Source organism: Paraburkholderia sp. RL17-373-BIF-A, assembly GCF_046030175.1.
Taxonomy (GTDB): domain Bacteria; phylum Pseudomonadota; class Gammaproteobacteria; order Burkholderiales; family Burkholderiaceae; genus Paraburkholderia.
In genome coordinates this window covers 197,228-219,771 of record NZ_JARESO010000008.1, presented here as the reverse complement: position 1 = coordinate 219,771, position 22,544 = coordinate 197,228, and the positions used below count along the sequence as shown (strand labels likewise).

The window sequence follows — 22,544 nt, the reverse complement described above, 5'->3', positions numbered from 1 at the left end:
AGCTGGGTGGCCTGCGAACCGTTCCGCGGTTCTTAGCGGGTCGCCCTTGGGCTTCCCTCTGGAACCGAAGCGACCACCGGAGTGAACGCCGGGGTGGACATGCTTACAGGCGCTCGATGATGCCCGCCGCGCCCATGCCCGTGCCGACGCACATGGTCACCATGCCGTACTTGTAGTTACGGCGGCGCAAGCCATGCACCACGGTCGACGCACGAATCGCGCCCGTCGCACCCAGCGGATGGCCGAGGGCGATCGCGCCGCCGAGCGGGTTGATCTTCGCCGGATCGAGACCGAGGTCCTGAATCACCGCCAGCGATTGCGCGGCGAATGCCTCGTTCAGCTCGATCCAGTCCAGGTCGTCGATCTTCAGGCCGGCGGCCTTCAGTGCGGCCGGAATCGCTTCCTTCGGACCGATGCCCATAATTTCCGGCGGCACGCCGCGCACGGCGAAGCTGACGAAACGCGCGAGCGGCGTCAGGTTGAATTCCTTCAGCATTTTTTCCGACACCACGATCAACGCGCCCGCGCCGTCCGACGTCTGCGAACTGTTGCCCGCCGTCACCGAACCCTTGTTGGCGAACACCGCGCGCAGCTTGGCCAGACCTTCGAGCGAGGTTTCCGCGCGCGGACCTTCGTCGAGCGACACTTCGCGGGTCTTCACGCCGACTTCGCCGGTGGCGAGATCCGGGAAGCGCTCGGTGATCGTGTAGGCGGCGATTTCGTCGTTGAACTCGCCGGCTTGCTGCGCGGCGATCGCACGGCGGTGCGATTCGACCGAGAACGCGTCTTGCGCCTCGCGGCTGATCTTCCAGCGCTCGGCGACTTTCTCCGCTGTCAGGCCCATGCCGTAGGCAATGCCAATGTCTTCATTGCGATCGAAGATATGCGGCGACATGGACGGCTTGTTGCCCATCATCGGCACCATGCTCATCGATTCGCAGCCGCCCGCGATCATTGCGTCCGACTCGCCGACGCGGATGCGGTCGGCGGCCATGGCGAGCGCGGTCAGGCCCGATGCGCAGAAGCGGTTCACCGTCACGCCGCCGACGCTATTCGGCAGACCGGCCAGCAGCGCGCCCATGCGCGCGACGTTCAGCCCTTGTTCCGCTTCCGGAATCGCGCAGCCGATGATCGCGTCTTCGATCACCTTCGTGTCGAGGCCGGGCACTTGCGCCACGGCTGACTTGATCGCGTGCACCAGCAGTTCGTCCGGGCGCGTGTTCTTGAACATCCCGCGCGGCGCCTTGCCGATCGGCGTACGGCTCGCGGCGACGATGTATGCGTCTTGCAATTGCTTTGCCATTTGAAGCTCCTTTGTCGACCAGAGTTAGCGCTTTAGCGCTTACTCTGGTCCCATGCAGTCTCATCGCGGTCGACCAGAGTTAGCGCTTTGGCGCTTACTCTGGTCCCATGCAGTCTTATCGCGTTGGTCGCTTAGTTACGCACCGGCTTGCCGGTTTGCAGCATGCCCATGATCCGTTCCTGTGTCTTTTGCGTGCCGAGCAGATCGACGAACGCACGACGCTCGAGTTGCAGCAGCCATTCTTCATCGACCAGACTGCCCGCCTCCACGTCACCGCCGCACACCGCTTCCGCGATACGGCTCGCGATCAGGAAATCGTGCTCGCTGATGAAACGGCCGTCGCGCATATTGACGAGCGACGCCTTGATGGTCGCGATCGCCGAACGGCCGGCCACCGGCACCTGCGTCACACGCAGCGGCGGACGATAACCCGACGCAGACAACGCGCGCGCTTCCTTCTTCGCGACGTCGAGCAGTTCGAACACGTTGAAGACGATCGTGTCGGACGGCTTCAGGTAGCCCATCGCGCGGGCGTCGAGCGCGGAGGCCGAGACCTTCGCCATCGCCGCGTTTTCGAACGACTTCTGCACGAACTTGAGCAGGTCGTTGGTCGCGCCCACTTGCGTCGCGGCTTCCGCCGCGCGCAATGCCGCTTCCTTCAGGCCGCCGCCCGCGGGCACGAGACCCACGCCGACTTCCACCAGACCGAGATAGCTTTCGATGTGCGCGACCCGCTTCGCGCTATGCAGCGCCAGCTCGCAGCCGCCACCGAGCGCGATACCCGACACGGCCGAGATGACCGGCACGCTCGCGTACTTCACGCGCAGCATGCCTTGCTGGAATTTCTTCACGAATGGCTCGATGCCCTTCGCGCCGCCCATCATGAACGCCGGCATTGCCTCTTCGAGGTTGGCGCCCGCGGAGAACGGGCCGCCCGGCGTGCCGAGTTTCAGCGACGTCGGCTGCCACACCACGAGACCCTTGTAGTCTTTTTCGGCCAGTTCGATCGCCTGCGTCAGACCGTCGATCACCGACGGTCCGATCGTGTTCATCTTGCTCTTGAACGACACGATCAGCACGTCGTTCTCGCCGGCGCGATCGTCGACCCAGGCGCGCACGGCGTCGGTTTCGAACAACGTCTTGCCGTAGGTCTTCGGATCAGCGGTTTCGCCGACCAGCGGTGCACGGAACACCTGCTTGTCGTAGACCGACAGCGACGAGCGCGGCACGAAGGTCTTCGAAGCCGGCGACCACGAACCTTCGTTCGTATGCACGCCGCCCTGCTCGGCCACTGGACCTTCCAGCACCCACGACGGCAGCGGCACGTTCGAGAGCGCCTTGCCGGCCGCGATATCTTCCTGCACCCATTCGGCGACCTGCTTCCAGCCGGCCGTCTGCCAGCCTTCGAAGGGACCTTCGTTCCAGCCAAAGCCCCAACGGATCGCCAGATCGACGTCGCGCGCGTTGTCGGCGATCGATTCCAGATGCACGCCGATGTAGTGATACACGTCGCGGAAAATCGCCCACAGGAACTGAGCCTGCGGATGCTGCGATTCGCGCAGCAGCTTCAGACGTTCCGCCGGCGGCCGCTTCAGAATGCGGCCGACCAGTTCGTCCGCCTTAGCGCCGCCGTCGACGTACTCACCCGTCTTCGGGTCGAGCACCTTGATCGCCTTGCCTTCCTTCTTGTAGAAGCCGCCGCCGGTCTTCTGACCCAGCGCGCCCTTCTTCACGAGTTCGGCCAGCACGGCCGGCGTTTCGTAGACCGGGAAGAACGGGTCGTCCTTCAGCGTGTCCTGCATCGTCTTGATGACGTGCGCCATCGTGTCCAGACCGACCACGTCGGCGGTACGGAACGTGGCCGACTTCGCGCGGCCCAGACGCGCTCCCGTCAGGTCGTCCACTTCGTCGAAACGCAGGCCGAATTTGGCGGCTTCGGTCACGACGGCGAGGATCGAGAAAATCCCGACGCGATTGGCGATGAAGTTCGGCGTGTCTTTCGCGCGCACGACGCCCTTGCCGACCACGCTGGTCAGGAACGACTCGAGTTGATCGAGGATTTCCGGGCGCGTCGTCGCGGTCGGGATCAGTTCGACCAGGTGCATGTAGCGCGGCGGATTGAAGAAGTGCACGCCGCAGAAGCGTGCCTTCAGTTCATCCGAGAAGCCATCGGAGAGCGCGGTGATCGACAGACCCGACGTGTTGGTCGCGAAAATCGCGTTCGGCGCGAGATGCGGCGCGACCTTCTTGTACAGGTCGTGCTTCCAGTCCATGCGTTCGGCGATCGCTTCGATCACGAGGTCGCATTCGGCGAGCTTTTCGATGTCGTCGTCGTAGTTCGCGGGCTGGATGTATTGCGCGTCGTCCTTCACGCCGAAGGGCGCCGGCGACAACTTCTTCAGATTCTCGATCGCCTTCAGCGCGATCGCGTTCTTCGGGCCTTCTTTTGCAGGCAGATCGAACAGCAGCACGGGCACCTTGGCGTTGATCAGGTGCGCGGCGATCTGCGCGCCCATCACGCCGGCGCCGAGCACGGCTACCTTGCGAATGATCAGATTGCTCACGTCGTTCCTCCGGGGAGTTATGCGATGTCGCGAAGCTTCATGGGACACTTCGCGATGTGTGGCTGACGGGAGGCGCCGCGGGTTCGACACGCGCGGCGCCTGCCTTGATGTGTTTGCCTGGCGCTTGAAAACAGCGGCTTAGAACAGTGCTTCTTCGAGGTCCATCATCGACTTCGAGCCGGCGCGTGCCTGACGGATCGTCATCGCCGTTTCCGGCAGCAGCTTGGCGAAGTAGAAGCGAGCCGTGGCGAGCTTCGCCTTGTAGAACGGATCGCCTGAGGCTTCCTTGTCGAGCGCGACGCGTGCCATGCGGGCCCAGAAATAAGAGAACACCAGATGGCCGACGGTGCGCAGATACGGCACGGCGGCGGCGCCCACTTCGTCCGGGTTCTGCATGGCCTTCATGCCGATTTCCATCGTCAGCTTCTGCACCTTTTCACCGATGTCGGCGAGCGGGTTGATGAACTCCTGCATTTCCGGCTTCACGCCTTCCGCTTCGACGAAATCCGACACCAGCTTGCCGAACTTCTTCATCTTCGCGCCCATGTCGCCGAGGATCTTGCGGCCGAGCAGGTCGAGCGCCTGGATCGCGTTGGTGCCTTCGTAGATCATGTTGATGCGCGCGTCGCGCACGTACTGCTCCATGCCCCACTCGGCGATAAAGCCGTGGCCGCCGTAGATCTGCATGGCGTGGTTGGTGCTCTCGAACGCGTTGTCCGACAGGAACGCCTTCAGGATCGGCGTGAGCAGCGCGACGAGGTCGGCGGCTTCCTTGCGCACCGATTCGTCAGCGTGCGACAGTTCCTTGTCGATATGCAGCGCGGACCAGTACGAGAAGGCGCGCGCGGCTTCGGCGTAGGCCTTCTGCGTGAGCAGCATGCGGCGCACGTCCGGGTGCACGATGATCGGGTCGGCCGCCTTTTCGGGCGCCTTCGGGCCGGTCAGCGAACGCATTTGCAGACGCTCTTTCGCGTACGTCAGCGAGTTCTGGTAACCGATTTCGGTCAGGCCGAGGCTCTGCATGCCGACGCCCAGGCGCGCGGCGTTCATCATCACGAACATCGCGTTCAAGCCCTTGTTCGGCTCGCCGACGAGCCAGCCCTTGGCGTTGTCGAGATTGATCACGCAGGTGGCGTTGCCGTGAATGCCCATCTTGTGTTCGATGGAGCCGCACTTCACGCCGTTGCGCTCACCCGGTTCGCCCGCATCGTTGGGCACGAACTTCGGCACGATGAAAAGCGAAATGCCCTTGGTGCCCTTGGGCGCATCCGGCAGACGCGCGAGCACCAGGTGAACGATGTTCTCCGCGAGATCGTGTTCGCCGCTGGAGATGAAGATCTTCGTGCCGCTGATCGCGTAGGAGCCGTCGCTGTTCGGCTCGGCCTTGGTGCGCAGAATGCCGAGGTCGGTGCCGCAATGCGGCTCGGTCAGACACATCGTGCCGGTCCAGACGCCCGCGACCAGCTTCGGCAAATAGCGCTGTTGCAGCTCCGGCGTGCCGTGCGCGTGCAGACATTCGTACGCGCCGTGCGAGAGGCCCGGGTACATGGTCCACGCCTGATTCGCCGAGTTCAGCATTTCATACAGCGCGTTGTTGACGAACGCGGGCAGGCCCTGGCCGCCATATGCCGGATCGCAACCCAGTGCGGGCCAGCCGGCTTCGACGTATTGTTTGTAGGCTTCCTTGAAGCCCTTCGGCGTGGTCACGACGCCGTCGCCGGCGTACGTGCAGCCTTCCTGATCGCCGCTGTGGTTGAGCGGGAACAGTACTTCCGAGCAGAACTTGCCGGCTTCCTCGAGCACCGCATTGATCGTGTCGGCATCGAGATCCGCGTGCTTCGGCATCTGCTTGATTTCGGCTTCGACGTTAAGCAGTTCGTGCAACACGAATTGCATGTCGCGCAGCGGCGCGGCGTACTGTCCCATGACTCTCTCCCAAGTTTGACAAGAAGCCAGGCCGTTAGCCGAGTCCGTGGATCGGAGCTTTCTGCGCCGCTGAATCCGCCTGATTGGCGGCGGCGCTGCTAACGGCTTTCGCTTTGATACGAAACAATCAATTTTTCCAGCGCGGCCCACGTGAGACGCACCGCATCCGGCAAGTGCAGGAAGCGCGCGTCGTGATGCAGACCGAGCGTGAAGCTGTACAGTTCGAACAGCATCAGTTGCGGATCGGTGTCGGCACGCAGATGCCCTTCTTCCATTGCCTGCGAAATCGCGCGCGTGAGCGCCGCACGCCAGACCGTCACGCTCGACACCAGTTGCTCACGCACCGGGTTATCCGCGCGGTCGTCGTATTCGACGGCGCCGCTGATGTAGATGCAACCGGTGGTGACTTCCTGAATGCGTTTCTCGATCCAGCGGGAAATCATCGCGCGCAAGCGCGGCAATCCACGAGGCTCGCGCAAACTCGGGAAAAACACCTCGTCTTCGAAACGACGGTGATATTCGCGCACGACTTCGACCTGCAAGTCCTCGCGCGACCCGAAATGCGCGAACACCCCGCTTTTGCTCATCTGCATGCGCTCAGCCAGCAGCCCGATCGTCAGACCTTCCAGTCCGTCGCGGCTTGCCAGATCAAGTGCTGCGTCGAGAATTGCGGCTCGCGTCTGTTCGCCTTTTCGCATAGCTTTTTACCGTTCTAATGTGACCGAAAGAAAAATCGAACGGCCGTACTATTATTGAGTGCCGCCGTCCGCGAAACAAGGACTTTATTAGAAACCGGTTTCTAACCTGGTTTCAATTCTGCGGCATCCGTCAATCAGAGGAAGGAGATTTTTTAGAGGCGTTTGCCTGAAGTTTGCCTTGAGACAGGGGTTGCCCGCCTAAGTGCACGCTTTCTTCTGATTAACGCAGCCGGCCGACATGATGCAGCAAGTCGGTGCGAATGCAGAAGCGTTTGACGTATCGCGGCTATTGGAAGGACGACGCGGTGCTGGGATTGCCGGGTGGAATGGCCGTCGATAGTTTCGTTAGACGCAGGCCGGACGTGGCGTTGCCGCCGTGTCAGGCCTGCTCGATCGGAACATGGAGGAGGAAAGAAGATCGCGTCAGGACGCGTTGTCGTGCGCTGGGAAAGTTTGCGTAAGCGCCGCGGCAGCCCGCGTCAGCACATCGTTCCGGTCACCACGCCGCATCTGGGTGAAAAGACGCAATCCGGGATACCACGGGCTGTCGTCCCGGCCATACAGCCAGCGCCAGCTTCCCGCGAAACGGTTGAGCAGCTAGACCGGGGCTTTACCCATCGCCGCGGCAAGATGGGCCGCCGACGTATCGACGGCGATCACTGCGGCCCGCCGTCCTTCGATGCAAAGCAAAGCGGCCCAGGCATTGCGTTCGAGCCGCTTCGTGCCTACCAGGCGTTGGTCGCAAACGCATTGCCGCGAGTCAGTCGTACCCACCCACCGTCAGCAACTTCATCACGGCCCGGTAGGTCGTGTAGGCGAGCCAGTTGAGCGCGCGCTCACCAGCCGGCCGGGCGTCGTAGCGCGCTTCGTCGATACGGCGCGAGTCCTTGAAGGCGACGAGGATCGCTTCACGCAACGCGTCGATCGACGGGTCGTTCACCAGCACCACATTGGCTTCGTTGTTGAGCATCAGGCTCAGTGCGTCGAGGTTCGACGAGCCGACCGTCGCCCAGTTCGAATCCACCACCGCGACCTTGCCGTGCAGCAGCGTTTTCTCGTACTCGGCGATCTGCACGCCGGCCTTGAGCAACGCGCGATAGAGAAACGGCACCGCGTAATCGAGCGCCTTGAATTCCTTGCGCCCGATGATGAGCTTCACCACCACACCGCGTCGCGCCGCGAACACCAGCGCGCGCCGCAGCTTGCGCCCCGGCATGAAATACGGATTGGCGAGCAGCACTTCGTTGCGCGCCTGGCCGATCGCCGCCAGATACGCTTTCTCGATAGCGCGCCGGTTGATCAGGTTGTCACGCGCGACAAACGCTACACAGGGCTGGCCGCCCGCCCACAATTCTTCATTGCGACGCCGGCGCCTGCGCCGCAGGCTGCCGAGCGAGGCCGTGGTCTTCGGCCCGAGGTCCGGCTCCATGGACTCGATCGGCCGATGCCCAAGTCGAATCCGCCGCCACTGCACCTCGAACGCCTGGCGGATATCGGCGACCACCGGCCCGTGCAATTCGACCGCGAAGTCCCAGCGCCGGTACGGCAGCTTCTCGCCATTGTTCTCGTAATCGTCGACGATATTGATCCCGCCGCAGTACGCGAACTGATCGTCGATCACCGCCAGTTTGCGATGCGTGCGCGAGAAGCCGAAGCGGCCGAACAGGTGCGGGTTGTAGATGCGATGGTCGATGCCGGCGACGGGCCACTCGTTGAACATCGGCAAACGCTCGGTGCCGATGCCGTCGGTGATCGCGCGCACCTTGACGCCGCGCGCGGCGGCGCGCAGCAACGCGGCGCTGACCGCCTGCCCGGCGTTGTCGTAGCAGAAGATATATGTTTCGAGCACCACGTCGCTCTGCGCGGCATCCACACGCGCGATCAGCGCGCTGAAAAACTCATCGCCGGAACGCAGCAGCTTGACGTCGTTGCCGCTGGTGAAGCGGTAACGCTGCCAATAGCGGCGGCCGAGCAGCGATTGCCGCAGTCGGGCGAAGCGGCGCGCGCCGCCGACGCTCACCGGCCACGCTCCGTGGGATGCCCAACGTCAGCACGCCCACTGAACCGCTCATGCAGCCTTTTAGGCAACTGCAGGATCGCATCGGCATTCGACGACGAAAAGCAGCGCGACGCCGCCTCGTCATACGGCAGCCACAGAAACGCGGTGTGCTCGCGCGGCGCCAGCGTGACCTCGAGTTGCTCCGGCACTTGCAGGCTGAACCAGTGCTCGGTGTTGTGGATCACGCCTTCGGCATAGCGATAGCGGAACTCCGGGTAGATCTCGTATTCGATCGAATATTGCCAATCGAACAACGCGCTATGCGGCACTTGCGCGCTGCCCACCACGATGCCGGTCTCTTCGCCGACCTCGCGCGTCGCCGTCTCGACGAGCGGCTCATCGAGCCGGTCTTTGGAACCTGTGACCGACTGCCAGAAACCGGCGTGATCGGCGCGCTCGATCAGCAGCACGTCGAGCGCGGGCGTATGGATGATGACGAGTACGGATTGCGGAATCTTCGGCGGTTTCGGCATGGCGTGAAAACTGGGCGCAACGCTTGCGCGGTACATGTCGGAGATTGGTCCAGGAAACGGTCGAACGCAGTTACATCGACTGTAACGCAAAAAACGAAAAAGGCGCATGACGCGCCTTTTTCGATTGCTTCCGCTGTCGTTTTTCAGACAGCACTGACTGGCTTCAAGCCGTTACACCTTCGGTTCCGGCTGACGCAGACGGATGTGCAACTCGCGCAACTGGCGCTCGTCCACTTCGCTCGGCGCCTGCGTGAGCAGACACTGCGCGCGTTGCGTCTTCGGGAACGCGATCACGTCGCGGATCGAATCGGCGCCGGCCATCATCGTGACGATGCGGTCCAGGCCGAACGCGATACCGCCGTGCGGCGGCGCGCCGTATTGCAGCGCGTCGAGCAGGAAGCCGAACTTGGCTTGCGCTTCTTCCGCGTTGATCTTCAGCGCGCGGAACACCTTGCTCTGCACTTCTTCACGGTGAATACGCACCGAACCGCCGCCGATTTCCCAGCCGTTCAGCACCATGTCGTAGGCCTTCGCAAGGCAGCGCGCCGGATCCGTTTCCAGATACTCGAGGTGCTCGTCCTTCGGGCTCGTGAACGGATGATGCGCGGCGACGTAGCGGTTGTCTTCCTCGTCGTATTCGAACATCGGGAAGTCGACCACCCACAGCGGCTTCCAGCCGGACTCGACGAGACCATTGGCCTTGCCGAATTCCGAATGGCCGATCTTCAGACGCAGTGCGCCGAGGCTGTCGTTCACCACCTTCGCGCGATCCGCCGCGAAGAAGATGATGTCGCCGTCTTGCGCGCCGGTGCGCTCGATGATCGCCTTGACCGCTTCGTCGTGCAGGTTCTTGACGATCGGGCTTTGCAGACCGTCACGGCCCTTCGCCACTTCGTTGACCTTGATCCACGCGAGGCCCTTCGCGCCGTAGATGCGCACGAATTCCGTATAGCTGTCGATGTCGCCACGCGAGAGCTCGCCGCCCTTCGGCACGCGAATTGCCGCGACACGGCCGTCTTTCGTGTTGGCCGGCGTGCTGAACACCTTGAAGTCGACGTCGCGGACCGCATCCGTGAGGTCCGTGAATTCGAGCTTCACGCGCAGGTCCGGCTTGTCCGAACCGAAGCGGCGCATGGCTTCCGAATACAGCATGACCGGGAATTTCTCGTCGAGCGCGACGCCGATCGTTTCTTTGAACACATGACGAATCATGTCTTCGAACAGATCGCGAATTTCCTGTTCCGACAGGAACGAGGTTTCGCAGTCGATCTGCGTGAATTCCGGCTGACGGTCGGCGCGCAGGTCTTCGTCGCGGAAGCACTTGACGATCTGATAGTAGCGATCGAAGTTCGCCACCATCAACAGTTGCTTGAAGAGTTGCGGCGACTGCGGCAGCGCGAAGAACTGGCCCGGGTTCGTGCGCGACGGCACGAGGTAGTCGCGCGCGCCTTCCGGCGTGCTCTTGGTCAGCATCGGCGTTTCGATGTCGATGAAGCCCAGTGAGTCGAGGTACTTGCGCGCCTCGATCGCGACGCGGTAACGCAGACGCAGGTTGTGCTGCATCTGCGGACGGCGCAGGTCCAGCACGCGGTGCGTGAGACGCGTGGTTTCCGACAGGTTGTCGTCGTCGAGCTGGAACGGCGGCGTGATCGACGGGTTCAGCACGATCAGTTCGTGGCACAGCACTTCGATCTTGCCGCTCTTGAGCGCGGCGTTCGTGGTGCCTTCCGGACGGGCACGAACCACGCCCTTGATCTGCAGGCAGAACTCGTTGCGCACGCCTTCGGCCGCCTTGAACATCTCCGCGCGGTCCGGGTCGCAGACGACCTGAACGAGGCCTTCGCGATCGCGCAGGTCGATGAAGATGACGCCGCCATGGTCGCGGCGGCGACTCACCCAGCCGCACAGCGAGACGGATTGGCCCAGCAGTTCTTCGGTCACCAGACCGCAGTATTGAGATCTCATCGACATGATGTTTGTCTTTCGTTATGCATTGGTTGAACGGCGCGTGGCATTAAAACGCTACGTGCCGCGTTACAGCGGAGGCTCGACTGTCGTGCGGCGCACCGGCGCTGGCGGCGCGGACGGCGCCACGACGCCCATCGAGACGATGTACTTGAGCGCGGCGTCGACCGTCATGTCGAGTTCGATCACTTCGCTCTTGGGCACCATCAGGAAGAAGCCGGAAGTTGGATTCGGCGTAGTCGGCACATACACGCTGACGTGATCTTCTTTCAGGTGATTGATAACGTCGCCGCCCGGAATGCCGGTCAGAAACGCAATCGTATAGGAGCCGCGGCGCGGGTACTCGATCAGGAGCGCCTTGCGAAACGCGTTGCCGCTGCTCGACAGCAGGGTATCGGACACCTGCTTGACGCTGGTGTAGATCGGGCCGACCACCGGAATGTGAGCGACCACCACTTCCCACCACTTCACGAGCTTCTGCCCAATGAAGTTCTGCGTCAACAGTCCAACGACAAAGATGAAGGCGAGCGTGAGCACTGCGCCGAGGCCGGGCAGGCGAAAGCCGAACAGGCGCTCCGGCTGCCACGCGCGCGGCAGCAGAAGTAGCGTCTGGTCCATCGTGCCGATGATCAGACCGAGCACCCACAGTGTGATGGCCAAAGGCACCAGCACCAGCAGGCCAGTCAGGAACACCGATTTGAGCGTCGTTTTTTTCGTCGTCATGTGTACCGCCAGAAAGCCGCGCGGGCCGAAGCCCAACGTGCGGCGTGTGCGCCGCCCCGAAGGGCGGCAGTCCTGCTAGGCGCTGCCGGAATCGCTCGAACTCGCCGAAGCGGCCGGTGCGGCAGCAGGCGCGGACGGCGTTGCAGCCGTGCTGCTGGCCGGCGCCGCGTCGGATTGCGCGGCGCCCTTATTGGCGCCCGCGTTCTCGCCCGAAGCGCCATTCGAGGCGCCGTTGGCGTCGGGCTTGGCAGGCGCGCTCTTGCCGCCATTGCCGCCGCGAAAATCGGTCACGTACCAGCCGGAGCCCTTCAGCTGGAAGCCGGCAGCCGTGACCTGCTTGCGAAATGTGTCTTTCCCGCACTCGGGACACTGCGTCAACTGGGGGTCGCTGATCTTCTGAAGCACGTCCTTCCCGAAGCCGCACGATTCGCAACGATAAGCGTAGATCGGCATGATCTTTTTCCCTACTGAAATCTAGTAAACGCTTGCAAAGCCTTGAATTATAGCCGCAAACGATTCCCCTCCCTCGGATTTTGGGGACAAGCGCTCGACGCAGCCGCCGTTCGGTTAAATGGGGGCGGCCGCGGCCGAATCAAGTACGGGGCGCGTCGCCGTGGAGCGCCGCAGCCGCATCGTCAGGCGCGGCGGCGCCAGGTTAGCCAGCGCTCACGTCCCGCGAAAATGGCAATCGAATCATGCACCGCGTCGTCTTCAATCAGCTCGAAGTACGGCGTAAGCAGCGCGTCGAGTTCCGCGCGCTCGATGCCGAACGGCGGCCCTTTCGGCGTCGCGCCGATGAAAAAGAGGCCCGCGAGCAACGCGCCGTCGGGCAGCAGGTCGGCCATCCGTCGTGCATAGTCCGCGCGGCGCGCGAGCGGCAGCGCGCAGAAGAACGCGCGCTCGTAAATCCAGGCCGGCGTGAAAGGCGGCTCATACGTGAAGAAATCCGCCTGTTCCACCAGTTGCGCGTGCTGCGCGCCCAACTGCTCATGCGCCGCCGCGACGGCGGCCGGTGAAAAGTCGATCGCGCGGACCGGATTGCCCTGCCCGGCCAGCCAGACCGCTTCGTACGCGCTGCCGCAACCTGGAATCAACACGGCCGCGCCACTGTGGCGAGCGGCAAACGACTGAAACGCGGACGGCACGCCCGCCTGATCCCACGGCATGAACCCGCGCTCGAAACGCTCGTTCCAGAACTCGGGCGAGTTGGGGTCGCGGCTCTCGAAGTCGGGCGCGGAGGGTTGGGTCGGGTCGCTCATTGGTTACCTCGCAGGGATCGCAATCAACCGCCGTAAGCGAGCACCAGAAACGCCCGCGCCAGCACCGCGCCGACACCGACCGCCACGCCGAACAGCAGCAAGCTTTGCAGCAGCCGGTTGGTGCGTTTTTGCTCGAGCAGAATCTGGCGAATCATGTCGTCGTTCGTGCCGCGCTTGTTGTCGTGGCGCTCGGCCAGCACGTGATGAATCAGGCGCGGCAACTGCGGCAGCGTCTTGCTCCACTGCGGCGCCTCGATCTTCAGGCGCTCGTACCAGCCGCGCACGCCGATCTGTTCGTTCATCCAGCGTTCGAGATAAGGCTTGGCCGTCTTCCACAGATCCAGTTCGGGATCGAGCGAGCGGCCGAGGCCTTCCACGTTCAGCATGGTTTTTTGCAGCAGCACCAGTTGCGGCTGGATTTCGACGTTGAAGCGGCGCGAGGTCGAGAACAGGCGCATCAGAACCTGGCCGAGCGAAATATCTTTCAGCGCGCGGTCGAAGTACGGCTCGCACACGGCACGGATCGCGCTCTCGAGTTCTTCGACGCGGGTAGTCGGCGGCACCCAGCCCGACTCCAGATGCAGCGTGGCGACGCGATGGTAGTCGCGCTTGAAGAACGCGAGGAAGTTCTGCGCGAGGTAGTTCTTATCGAAGTCCGACAGCGCGCCGATGATGCCGAAATCGAGCGCGATATAGCGGCCGAAGTGGGCCGGATCGAGACTCACCTGAATGTTGCCCGGGTGCATGTCGGCGTGGAAAAAGCCGTCGCGGAACACCTGGGTGAAGAAAATCTCGACGCCTTCGCGCGCCAGCTTCGGAATATCGACGCCGGCCGCGCGCAGCGTTTCCACCTGGCTGATCGGCACGCCGACCATACGCTCCATGACCAGCACCGTGGGCGTGCAAAACTCCCAGTACATCTCCGGCACCAGCAGCAGGTCGAGCCCGGCGAAGTTGCGCCGCAACTGGCTACCGTTGGCCGCCTCGCGCATCAGGTCGAGTTCGTCGTGCAGATATTTGTCGAATTCGGCCACCACCTCGCGCGGCTTCAGGCGCTTGCCGTCGGCCCACAGACGCTCGGCCCATACGGCGATGTCGCGCAGCAAGGCGAGGTCGGAATCGATCACCGGCAGCATGTTCGGGCGCAGCACCTTCACGGCGACGGCCTTGCCGGCGTGCTGGCCCGCTTTCACCGTGGCGAAGTGCACCTGCGCGATCGAGGCGCTCGCCACCGGCACGCGCTCGAAGTCGTCGAACAGCACGTCGACCGGCGCGCCGAGCGACTTCTCGACCAGTCCGATCGCCACCGCCGAATCGAAAGGCGGCACCTGATCCTGGAGCTTCGCCAACTCGTTGGCGATATCCACCGGCAGCAGGTCGCGCCGCGTGGACAACACCTGCCCGAACTTGACGAAGATCGGCCCGAGGCTTTCCAGCGCGAGCCGCAAACGCACGCCCGGCGGCGCATCGAACTTGCGCCCGATGGTGGTGATACGCAGCAGCAGACGCACGCGCCGGTCGTTGATGCGGCTGAGCATCATCTCATCGAGACCGAAGCGGATGACCGTGAAAAAAATCTTGAGGAAACGCAGAAAACGCATAGTTGTGCCCGGTGACTAGCGCGTGCCGCGCGACGTGGCGGCGCCGCCCGGCGCATCGGCGCCGCGGGCTTCGACCTTCTGTTCAAGACGCTCGAGGCGTTTTTCCACGCGCGCCAGTGCGTCGCGCGCGCGGGCCAGTTCCACGTTGAAATCCTCGAGCGCGGCGCGGCGCACCAGTTGCGGATTCTCGTCGAGCAGATACTCGGCGGCGGTGTCGAGCAGATTGCGCCCGGTGCGCTGCACATGTTCGCCGACCGTGCGCACGACCGACGCCACCCGCCACGCCGGGCCGTCGCCGATAAGCTTGGCCAGATCTTCTTCCGGCTCCCAGCGCAGATGTTCGGCGAGCTTGGCGATCACGGTGGCGAATTCGGCGTCGCCTTCGATCTTCACGTGCTTCATCACCGCCGCCTGGCCGCCTTGCACGAAAGCGGGCAACGCGTCGGAGGGCACCGAGATGGTCACGTCGAACTGTTGCGCCTCGGTGGCGGCGACCGCGCTCAAATAGCCGTCCGGTTGCACCAGCAGCATCAACACGACCGGCGGACATGACAGTCTCGCGGTCTTGCCCGCGTAGGGGGCGAGGCGCTCACGAGCCCACGATTCGCGGGCGAGCAGATGATTGACAGCAGCAGCGAAGGGCTTGGCGGCGAGGGTCATTGAAAGTGGCAAGAAAAAACCCGCGCGAGCGAGGTGCCCGCGCGGGTTCCTATTGTAACGTCCGTTCGCTTTGCGGCTTGCTATGCCGAACGGCCAACGCCAGGTGCGATTCAAGAACGCGCTGATCCGTCGCGCGGCCTCTATCGCACCGCCTGTTTCAGTGCTGCGTGACCTGCTGGATGCCGGCAAGCAGCCAGCCTTCGCCGGCACGGTTCGCCTTGGACAGGTTCCAGACTTCGACGAACGGCTCGGCCGCCGCGCCCGGCGCTTCGCGAATCAGGCCCGAGAAGCGGACGCTGGCGAAGTATTCGTTCGCGCGCTCTTCCACGCCGAGCAACTCGGCGTTCAGTTGCACCACGTCCGTCTGATTCGTCTGCGCACCGCGCGACGACAGATCGACCTTCACCTCGGCGAACATTTCCGGCGTGGTGAATTCGCGGATGTCGTCCATGTTGCCGACGTCCCATGCGGCTTGCAGACGCACGAAGTAGACCTTGGCATTACGCAGGAACGCTTCCGAGTCGAAGCCGGCCGGCACCACAGGCACGGAGTTGATGGTCGGCGTGCTCAGCGGATTGCCTTGCGGTTCGAGATACGAGCCGGTGGGCGGCGCGTTATACCGGGGTTCCTGCGAGTAGCCCGTACCGCCCGAGTTGAGCGACGGCGAACTGCCCGCGTACGCCGGCTGCGCCGAGTCGCGCTTGCGGCCCATGAAGCGGCGGATCAGCCAGATACCGATCATCGCGATAATCGCAATCACGATGATATTGGCCATGGCGCCGGCGAACGCGCCGCCCAGGCCAAAGTGCGACAGCAACGCGGCGATGCCGAGACCGGCCGCCAAACCGGCGATCGGCCCGAGCCAGCGCGAACGATTAGGTTGCGCGGCGGGTGTCGGCGCGGGCGCCGGTGCCGGCTGCGCACGCTGCTGCATGGCCTGATTGCCTTGGGAAGGTTGCGACGGCGCGGACTGCTGCGTCACGCTATTCGACTGACGGCCGATGCTACGGCCACCGCCCATGCGGCGAGCTTCCGCATCGAGCGAAGCGAGGGAGCCGGCCATGATCAGGCCGACCATCGCGATCAGTCCGATTCTTCTCACCAGCGACCGCCCAACCTTACGGGGAGATAACACACCTGAATCGGACATTTTCGTACTTTCCTTTAAAAATCGATGGGTTAGGAACCCTAGTATTTGGTCCCCACATGCAAAGCTACCACGCCAGCTGACAAATTGTAATATTTGACGCCGTCCAGGCCTGCTTGTTCCATCATTGTTTTCAAAGTTTCCTGGTCCGGATGCATCCGGATCGATTCCGCGAGGTATTGGTAGCTCTCGGCATCTTTCGCAAAGCGTTCGCCCAACCACGGCAACACCTTAAAAGAATAGACGTCGTAGACCTTTTTGAGCGGATCCCATACCTTCGAAAATTCCAGCACCAGCAGACGCCCCGCCGGTTTCAGCACGCGCCGCATTTCCGCCAGCGCGATGTCCTTGTGCGTCATGTTGCGCAGGCCGAATGCCACCGTGACCACATCGAAGTAATTGTCCGGAAAGGGGATTTTCTCTGCGTCGCAAAGCAGCGCCGGCGTGATCACGCCTTTGTCCAGCAAGCGGTCGCGCCCCACGCGCAGCATCGATTCATTGATGTCGGTATGCCAGACTTCGCCGGTTTCGCCCGCCTGCTTCGCAAAGGCCTTCGACAGATCGCCCGTGCCGCCCGCGATATCGAGCACCTTGTACCCCGGCCGCACGTTGGCCTGGGCGATCGTGAACATCTTCCACGCCCGGTGCAACCCGCCCGACATCAGGTCGTTCATCAAGTCGTAGTTGGCGGCAACCGAGTGGAACACGCCCGCCACCTTCTGCGCCTTGTCCTGTTCGTCGACCGATTGAAAGCCGAAGTGGGTTTTGCTCATCGCGCTTGTCCTTTCGCGTATTCTGAATGTTGCGCCGCATCAGTGCGGCGATCGGGGCGAATCGTATCAGTGACAGTGCCCGTGCGCAGCGCCGGCTTGAACCATAGGCGTATCGCGGTCGACGCCGGCCGCCTGAAGTTTGGCGAGATAGTCGCGCCAGAGTTCATCCTGGCGCACGGCCATGTCGTACAGCAGGTCCCACGAATAGATGCCGGTGGCGTGTCCGTCGGAGAAAGTCGGCTGCAGGGCATAGTTGCCGACGCCCTCGATCATCGTGATCGTCACGTCGCGCTTGCCGGTCTGCAGGGTTTCCTGGCCGGGCCCGTGGCCCATCACTTCCGCCGACGGCGAATACACGCGCAGCAGTTCGAACGGCAGGCGATACGATTCGCCGTTTGCGTACTGCAATTCGAGCACACGCGATTTGGAATGCACGACCACGCCGGTCGGCACCGGAGTATCGGGAGTCAGTCCACTCATATTGACCTCATAGAAAACGCCGTCTCAAGTTTCCCTGCTCCCTCGGCCGCAAACGCACGACACGATAGGTGCGCGGTCGCTCAACCCAGCGCCTGTTCGATTTCCTGCCGCACCGCTTCGCGCAGCAAGGTGGCTTGCGCGCGGCGCGACGACAGCATGGCTTCGGACACCGTGCGCTGGCGCGGCGCCCAGATGGGCAGCGGAAAATGAGCGTCGTTCGAAAAACGCGGAATCACGTGCCAGTGCACGTGCGGAACCTGGTTGCCGAGGCTCGCCAGGTTGACCTTGACCGGCTGCAGGATGCGCCGGATCGCGCGCTCGACCGCATACACGGCCTTCATCACGCGATCGCGGTCGTTTCCGTCGAGGTCGGAAAACTCGGCCACATGCTCGTTCCAGATGACCCGGCAAAAGCCCGGGTAATCGTGTTCGTCGGCGAGGACGACACGCAAGGTGTCGTCGTGCCACAGCACATCGCCGCCATCTTCACGGCAAAAAACGCAATCCATCGTCGTCCTCAGGCAAAAATCGTCGGTCGTGCCATTAAACCAGCACGCGCTCGATTCCGCCATTGTTCGCACGCTGCACGTAGTCGACCATCCAGTCTTCACCGAGCACGTGACGTGCCATCTCGACGACGATGTAATCCGCCTCGATGCCCGCATCTTCGTTGTAACGCGACAGACCTTGCAGGCAAGACGGGCAGCTCGTGAGGATCTTCACGTCGGTGGCGCCCTTCGGCTGCGGGCCGTCGCCGGCCTTGAGCACGGAGCCGTTCGGCGCACCCGCCGAGCCGGCCGATGCATTGGCCGGATTGATCCCGTTCGCGCCCGCTTCAGCGACGAGCGGAACGCCGCGCAGCTTCGCCGCGCCCTTGCGGATCTCCTCTTCCTTGCGGAAGCGCACCTGCGTCGAAATATCTGGACGCGTGACCGCGAGTGTGCCGGATTCGCCACAGCAGCGATCGTTCTTCTCGATCTGGTAGCCGTCCTTCTCCGAGCCCATCAGCTGATTGACGAGCTTGACCGGGTCCATCGTCTTGATCGGCGTGTGGCACGGGTCGTGGTACATGTAGCGCACGCCGTTCACGCCGTCGAGCTTCATGCCTTTCTCCAGCAGAAACTCGTGAATGTCGATGATCCGGCAGCCCGGGAAGATCTTCTCGAATTCGTAACCGGCGAGCTGGTCGTAGCATGTGCCGCACGACACCACCACCGTCTTGATGTCGAGGTAGTTCAGCGTATTGGCGACGCGGTGGAACAGCACGCGGTTGTCCGTGACGATCTGCTCGGCCTTGTCGTACTGGCCCGAACCGCGTTGCGGATAGCCGCAGCACAGGTAGCCCGGCGGCAGCACGGTTTGCACGCCCACTTCCCACAGCATGGCCTGGGTGGCGAGACCGACCTGCGAGAACAGCCGCTCGGAGCCGCAGCCCGGGAAGTAGAACACGGCTTCCGTGTCGGCGGTGGTCGTCTTCGGATTGCGGATGATCGGGACGATCTTGTTGTCCTCGATGTCGAGCAACGCGCGCGCGGTCTTCTTCGGCAGGTTGCCCGGCATCTTCTTGTTCATGAAGTGGATCACCTGCTGCGTGACCGGCGGCTTGCCGACGGTTGCCGGCGGGTGCGCCGTCTGCTTCTTCGCGAACTTCTTCAGCACGTCGTTGCCGAGGCGCTGCGCCTTGTAGCCGATGCCCATCATCGCGGTGCGCGCGAGGTTGATGGTCTGCGGGTTGGTCGCGTTGAGGAAGAACATGCCGGCCGCGTTGCCCGCGTTGAACTTCTTCTTGCCCATCTTGCGCAGCAGGTTGCGCATGTTCATGGTCACGTCGCCGAAGTCGATCTTCACCGGACACGGCGTCACGCATTTGTGACAGACAGTGCAGTGATCGGCGACGTCGTTGAACTCGTCCCAGTGCTTGATCGACACGCCGCGGCGGGTCTGCTCTTCGTACAGGAACGCCTCGACCAGCAGCGAAGTGGCGAGAATCTTGTTGCGCGGGCTGTACAGCAGGTTCGCGCGCGGCACGTGGGTCGCGCATACCGGCTTGCACTTGCCGCAGCGCAAGCAGTCCTTGATCGACTCGGAAATCGCGCCGATATCGGACTGCTGCATGATCAGCGATTCATAGCCCATCAGGCCGAAGCTCGGCGTGTAGGCGTTGCGCAGGTCGGCGCCTTCGAGCAGCTTGCCCGCATTGAAGCGGCCATGCGGATCGACGCGCTGCTTGTAGGCGCGGAATTCGCTGATCTCCTCGTCGGTGAGGAATTCGAGCTTGGTGATGCCGATGCCGTGCTCGCCGGAAATCACGCCGTCGAGCGAACGCGCCAGCTTCATGATGCGCGCGACCGCCGTGTGGGCGTCCTGCAGCATCTCGTAGTTGTCGGAGTTGACCGGCAGGTTCGTGTGAACGTTGCCGTCGCCCGCGTGCATGTGCAGCGCGACGAACACGCGGCCACGCAGCACCTGCTTGTGGATCGCCTGGGCTTCGTCGAGGATCGGCTTGAACTCGCCGCCGTTGAAGATCTGCCGCAGTTCGGCGCGGATCTCCTGCTTCCACGACACGCGGATCGTACGGTCCTGCGTGACATGGAACACGGTGGCGTCGGGCTGCGCATCCGCGCGGTCGGCGAACTTCTCCGCCAGCGCTTCGTAGCCGAGACCGACCAGATAGTGCTGCGCCTCACGCAGCGACAGGTCGAGCTTGTCGCGCAGGAATTCCCAGCGCGTGCGCACGCGCTTGAGCAGATCGAGCGCCTGCTGCACGCGGTCTTCGAGCAGTTCGGCGCTCGGAATTTCGTTGGCGTCGTCGCTCTTGCCGAGCGGCAGCTTGCCGGCCTGGAAGAACGCTTCGAGCGCGTCGACCAGTTGCAGCTTGTTCTTGATCGACAACTCGATGTTGATGCGCTCGATACCGTCCGTGTACTCGCCCATGCGATCGAGCGGGATCACCACGTCTTCGTTGATCTTGAACGCGTTGGTGTGCTTGGCGATCGCGGCCGTGCGGCTGCGGTCGAGCCAGAAACGCTTGCGCGCCTCGGCGTTGACCGCGACGAAACCTTCGCCGCTCTTGCCGTTGGCCATGCGCACGACTTCCGAGGTGGCTTGCGCGACCGCGTCCGCGTCGTTGCCCACGATGTCGCCGATTAGCACCATCTTCGGAAACGCGTTGCGCTTGCTCTTGGTCGCGTAGCCGACCGCGCGCAAATAGCGCTCGTCCAGATGCTCGAGGCCGGCGAGAACCGCGCCGCCCTGCTTCGACGTTTCGAAGAGGTAGTCCTTGATTTCGACGATGCTCGGAATCGCGTCGCGTGCCTGGCCGAAGAATTCGAGGCAGACGGTGCGCGTGTGCGCCGGCATCTTGTGCAGCACCCAGCGCGCGGAGGTGATGAGCCCGTCGCAGCCTTCCTTCTGGACGCCCGGCAGACCGGCGAGGAACTTGTCCGTGACGTCCTTGCCGAGACCTTCCTTACGGAACACGCGGCCCTTGATGTCGAGCGCTTCCGTGCGCAGCAGTTTTTCGCCCGGCGCGTAGTTGCCGTCGAACCATTTGAGCTCGAAACGCGCGACTTCGATGTCGTGAATCTTGCCCATGTTGTGCTCGAGGCGCGTGACTTCGAGCCAGTTCCCTTCCGGGTCGACCATGCGCCACCAGGCGAGATTGTCGAGCGCCGTGCCCCACAACACCGCCTTCTTGCCGCCCGCGTTCATCGCGACGTTGCCGCCCACGCAGGATGCATCCAGCGAGGTCGGATCGACGGCGAACACGAAGCCGGCCTGCTCGGCCGCTTCGGTCACGCGGCGCGTAACCACGCCCGCGCCGGAGAAAATTGTCGCGACTTTACGGTCGACGCCCGGCAATTCGGTCATTTCGACCGCGCCGAGTTGTTCGAGCTTTTCAGTATTGATGACGGCCGAGAACGGCGTGAGCGGCACCGCGCCGCCCGTGTAGCCCGTGCCGCCTCCGCGTGGAATCACGGTTAAACCGAGTTCGAAGCACGCCTTGATCATGCCGGCGATCTCGGCTTCGGTATCCGGCGTGAGCACGACGAACGGGTATTCGACGCGCCAGTCGGTCGCGTCGGTCACGTGCGAGACGCGCGATAGACCGTCGAACTTGATGTTGTCCTTTTCCGTGACCTTGCCCAGAACCTTGGTCGCACGCTTGCGCAGGTCATAGGTCTTCTGAAACTCGCTGGCGAATTCGTCGACGGCGCGGCGCGCGGCCTGCACCAGCGTTTCCACGCGAGCGGCGCGATCGATGCCCGCTTCATCGCCGTGTTCGGTCAGATCGGCGCGGCGGCGCTTTTCGATCTCGCTCAAACGGTGATGCAGCGCTTCGATCAGCATCGCGCGGCGCTTCGGATTGTCGAGCAGGTCGTCTTGCAGGTAAGGATTGCGGCGCACTACCCAGATGTCGCCGAGCACTTCGTACAGCATTCGTGCCGAGCGGCCGGTGCGGCGTTCCGCACGCAATTCGGCAAGCACAGCCCAGGCTTCGTCGCCGAGCAGACGGATGACGATTTCGCGATCGGAAAACGACGTGTAGTTGTAGGGAATTTCGCGCAGACGCGCTTCGGGATCGGTGGCCACCGCGGCGGCGGCCCCGTGCGGATCGAAAACTTGAGGTGCGTTCATGTCGGACGACTCGGTAGGTCAACCCGGCGCGCTCATCGATGAGGCGTCGGCTGACGGTGCGCGTGGCGCGCAATGCTGGAAATCTTCTTGGGGAGCGAAGCACGACCGACGGCCAAACCCACACCGGTCGCTTCGCGGCGCTCAGATATAACTACACGATCGTGCGTGGCGGACGTGACGCTCCGCCGCGGGGCAAGACTCACGCGGGGCGGGCATCAAGTGGGCGATCCGAGGCTGCCAGTGCATCTTCCGATCCTTATTCCAAAATGGAATTC

At 63.2% G+C, this 22,544-nt stretch carries 17 protein-coding genes and 1 pseudogene; all 18 read right to left on the bottom strand.

Annotated elements, in window-relative coordinates:
* Positions 1-103: 103 nt before the first annotated feature.
* Complete coding sequence (locus P0D80_RS12915) at positions 104-1,303, bottom strand: acetyl-CoA C-acyltransferase (RefSeq protein ID WP_408178320.1); 1,200 nt, start codon at positions 1,301-1,303, stop codon at positions 104-106.
* A 131-nt stretch (positions 1,304-1,434) separates the two neighbouring features.
* Positions 1,435-3,867 (bottom strand): 3-hydroxyacyl-CoA dehydrogenase/enoyl-CoA hydratase family protein, encoded by a 2,433-nt coding sequence (locus P0D80_RS12910; RefSeq protein ID WP_132376064.1) that lies wholly within the window; start codon positions 3,865-3,867, stop codon positions 1,435-1,437.
* 138 nt (positions 3,868-4,005) lie between these two features.
* Positions 4,006-5,793, bottom strand: coding sequence for an acyl-CoA dehydrogenase C-terminal domain-containing protein (locus P0D80_RS12905; RefSeq protein WP_408178318.1), 1,788 nt, complete (start codon positions 5,791-5,793; stop codon positions 4,006-4,008).
* A gap of 98 nt (positions 5,794-5,891) precedes the next feature.
* A complete protein-coding gene (locus P0D80_RS12900) occupies positions 5,892-6,491 on the bottom strand; it encodes a TetR/AcrR family transcriptional regulator (RefSeq protein ID WP_106282004.1) in 600 nt (199 codons plus the stop codon).
* Between the two features lie 423 nt (positions 6,492-6,914).
* Positions 6,915-7,151, bottom strand: a pseudogene (locus tag P0D80_RS12895) (tetratricopeptide repeat protein); the annotation flags it as partial.
* A 100-nt stretch (positions 7,152-7,251) separates the two neighbouring features.
* Entirely contained in the window at positions 7,252-8,511 is a 1,260-nt protein-coding gene (clsB, locus tag P0D80_RS12890) for a cardiolipin synthase ClsB (protein WP_408178317.1), read from the bottom strand.
* Complete coding sequence (gene nudB, locus P0D80_RS12885; protein WP_408178346.1) at positions 8,508-9,023, bottom strand: dihydroneopterin triphosphate diphosphatase; 516 nt, start codon at positions 9,021-9,023, stop codon at positions 8,508-8,510. The genes clsB and nudB overlap by 4 nt, the downstream gene beginning before the upstream one ends.
* A gap of 171 nt (positions 9,024-9,194) precedes the next feature.
* A complete protein-coding gene (aspS, locus tag P0D80_RS12880; protein ID WP_132376067.1) occupies positions 9,195-10,994 on the bottom strand; it encodes an aspartate--tRNA ligase in 1,800 nt (599 codons plus the stop codon).
* A 63-nt stretch (positions 10,995-11,057) separates the two neighbouring features.
* The gene (locus P0D80_RS12875) at positions 11,058-11,711 is read right to left on the bottom strand and encodes a DUF502 domain-containing protein (RefSeq protein WP_012431717.1); all 654 of its coding nucleotides are present in this window, start codon (positions 11,709-11,711) and stop codon (positions 11,058-11,060) included.
* A gap of 75 nt (positions 11,712-11,786) precedes the next feature.
* On the bottom strand, positions 11,787-12,164 hold the full coding sequence (locus tag P0D80_RS12870; protein ID WP_408284245.1) for an FmdB family zinc ribbon protein: 378 nt from the start codon (positions 12,162-12,164) through the stop codon (positions 11,787-11,789).
* A gap of 182 nt (positions 12,165-12,346) precedes the next feature.
* Positions 12,347-12,970, bottom strand: a complete 624-nt coding sequence (locus tag P0D80_RS12865; RefSeq protein ID WP_408284243.1) for a class I SAM-dependent methyltransferase — start codon at positions 12,968-12,970, stop codon at positions 12,347-12,349.
* Positions 12,971-12,993: 23 nt separating this feature from the next.
* Positions 12,994-14,571: a ubiquinone biosynthesis regulatory protein kinase UbiB gene (gene ubiB / locus P0D80_RS12860; protein ID WP_408178314.1), complete on the bottom strand. Its 1,578-nt coding sequence runs from the start codon at positions 14,569-14,571 to the stop codon at positions 12,994-12,996.
* 15 nt (positions 14,572-14,586) lie between these two features.
* Positions 14,587-15,231, bottom strand: coding sequence for a ubiquinone biosynthesis accessory factor UbiJ (locus P0D80_RS12855; RefSeq protein ID WP_132376071.1), 645 nt, complete (start codon positions 15,229-15,231; stop codon positions 14,587-14,589).
* A 157-nt stretch (positions 15,232-15,388) separates the two neighbouring features.
* Entirely contained in the window at positions 15,389-16,381 is a 993-nt protein-coding gene (locus P0D80_RS12850; RefSeq protein WP_408178313.1) for a Tim44 domain-containing protein, read from the bottom strand.
* Between the two features lie 38 nt (positions 16,382-16,419).
* Positions 16,420-17,151 (bottom strand): bifunctional demethylmenaquinone methyltransferase/2-methoxy-6-polyprenyl-1,4-benzoquinol methylase UbiE, encoded by a 732-nt coding sequence (gene ubiE, locus P0D80_RS12845; protein WP_408284240.1) that lies wholly within the window; start codon positions 17,149-17,151, stop codon positions 16,420-16,422.
* 66 nt (positions 17,152-17,217) lie between these two features.
* Positions 17,218-17,631 (bottom strand): gamma-butyrobetaine hydroxylase family protein, encoded by a 414-nt coding sequence (locus P0D80_RS12840; protein ID WP_132376073.1) that lies wholly within the window; start codon positions 17,629-17,631, stop codon positions 17,218-17,220.
* Between the two features lie 80 nt (positions 17,632-17,711).
* Complete coding sequence (locus P0D80_RS12835) at positions 17,712-18,140, bottom strand: HIT family protein (protein ID WP_132376074.1); 429 nt, start codon at positions 18,138-18,140, stop codon at positions 17,712-17,714.
* A gap of 34 nt (positions 18,141-18,174) precedes the next feature.
* Positions 18,175-22,269 (bottom strand): DUF3683 domain-containing protein, encoded by a 4,095-nt coding sequence (locus tag P0D80_RS12830; RefSeq protein ID WP_408284235.1) that lies wholly within the window; start codon positions 22,267-22,269, stop codon positions 18,175-18,177.
* Positions 22,270-22,544: the final 275 nt, after the last annotated feature.

Excerpts from the sequence above, each read along its gene's own strand:
- nudB (WP_408178346.1), bottom strand. The coding sequence starts at position 9,023 with ATGCCGAAACCGCCGAAGATTCCGCAATCCGTACTCGTCATCATCCAT.
- P0D80_RS12850 (WP_408178313.1), bottom strand. The coding sequence starts at position 16,381 with ATGTCCGATTCAGGTGTGTTATCTCCCCGTAAGGTTGGGCGGTCGCTG.
- P0D80_RS12835 (WP_132376074.1), bottom strand. The coding sequence starts at position 18,140 with ATGGATTGCGTTTTTTGCCGTGAAGATGGCGGCGATGTGCTGTGGCAC.
- P0D80_RS12840 (WP_132376073.1), bottom strand. The coding sequence starts at position 17,631 with ATGAGTGGACTGACTCCCGATACTCCGGTGCCGACCGGCGTGGTCGTG.
- ubiE (WP_408284240.1), bottom strand. The coding sequence starts at position 17,151 with ATGAGCAAAACCCACTTCGGCTTTCAATCGGTCGACGAACAGGACAAG.
- P0D80_RS12830 (WP_408284235.1), bottom strand. The coding sequence starts at position 22,269 with ATGAACGCACCTCAAGTTTTCGATCCGCACGGGGCCGCCGCCGCGGTG.
- P0D80_RS12875 (WP_012431717.1), bottom strand. The coding sequence starts at position 11,711 with ATGACGACGAAAAAAACGACGCTCAAATCGGTGTTCCTGACTGGCCTG.
- P0D80_RS12855 (WP_132376071.1), bottom strand. The coding sequence starts at position 15,231 with ATGACCCTCGCCGCCAAGCCCTTCGCTGCTGCTGTCAATCATCTGCTC.
- P0D80_RS12870 (WP_408284245.1), bottom strand. The coding sequence starts at position 12,164 with ATGCCGATCTACGCTTATCGTTGCGAATCGTGCGGCTTCGGGAAGGAC.
- P0D80_RS12900 (WP_106282004.1), bottom strand. The coding sequence starts at position 6,491 with ATGCGAAAAGGCGAACAGACGCGAGCCGCAATTCTCGACGCAGCACTT.
- P0D80_RS12905 (WP_408178318.1), bottom strand. The coding sequence starts at position 5,793 with ATGGGACAGTACGCCGCGCCGCTGCGCGACATGCAATTCGTGTTGCAC.
- P0D80_RS12865 (WP_408284243.1), bottom strand. The coding sequence starts at position 12,970 with ATGAGCGACCCGACCCAACCCTCCGCGCCCGACTTCGAGAGCCGCGAC.
- aspS (WP_132376067.1), bottom strand. The coding sequence starts at position 10,994 with ATGTCGATGAGATCTCAATACTGCGGTCTGGTGACCGAAGAACTGCTG.
- ubiB (WP_408178314.1), bottom strand. The coding sequence starts at position 14,571 with ATGCGTTTTCTGCGTTTCCTCAAGATTTTTTTCACGGTCATCCGCTTC.
- P0D80_RS12915 (WP_408178320.1), bottom strand. The coding sequence starts at position 1,303 with ATGGCAAAGCAATTGCAAGACGCATACATCGTCGCCGCGAGCCGTACG.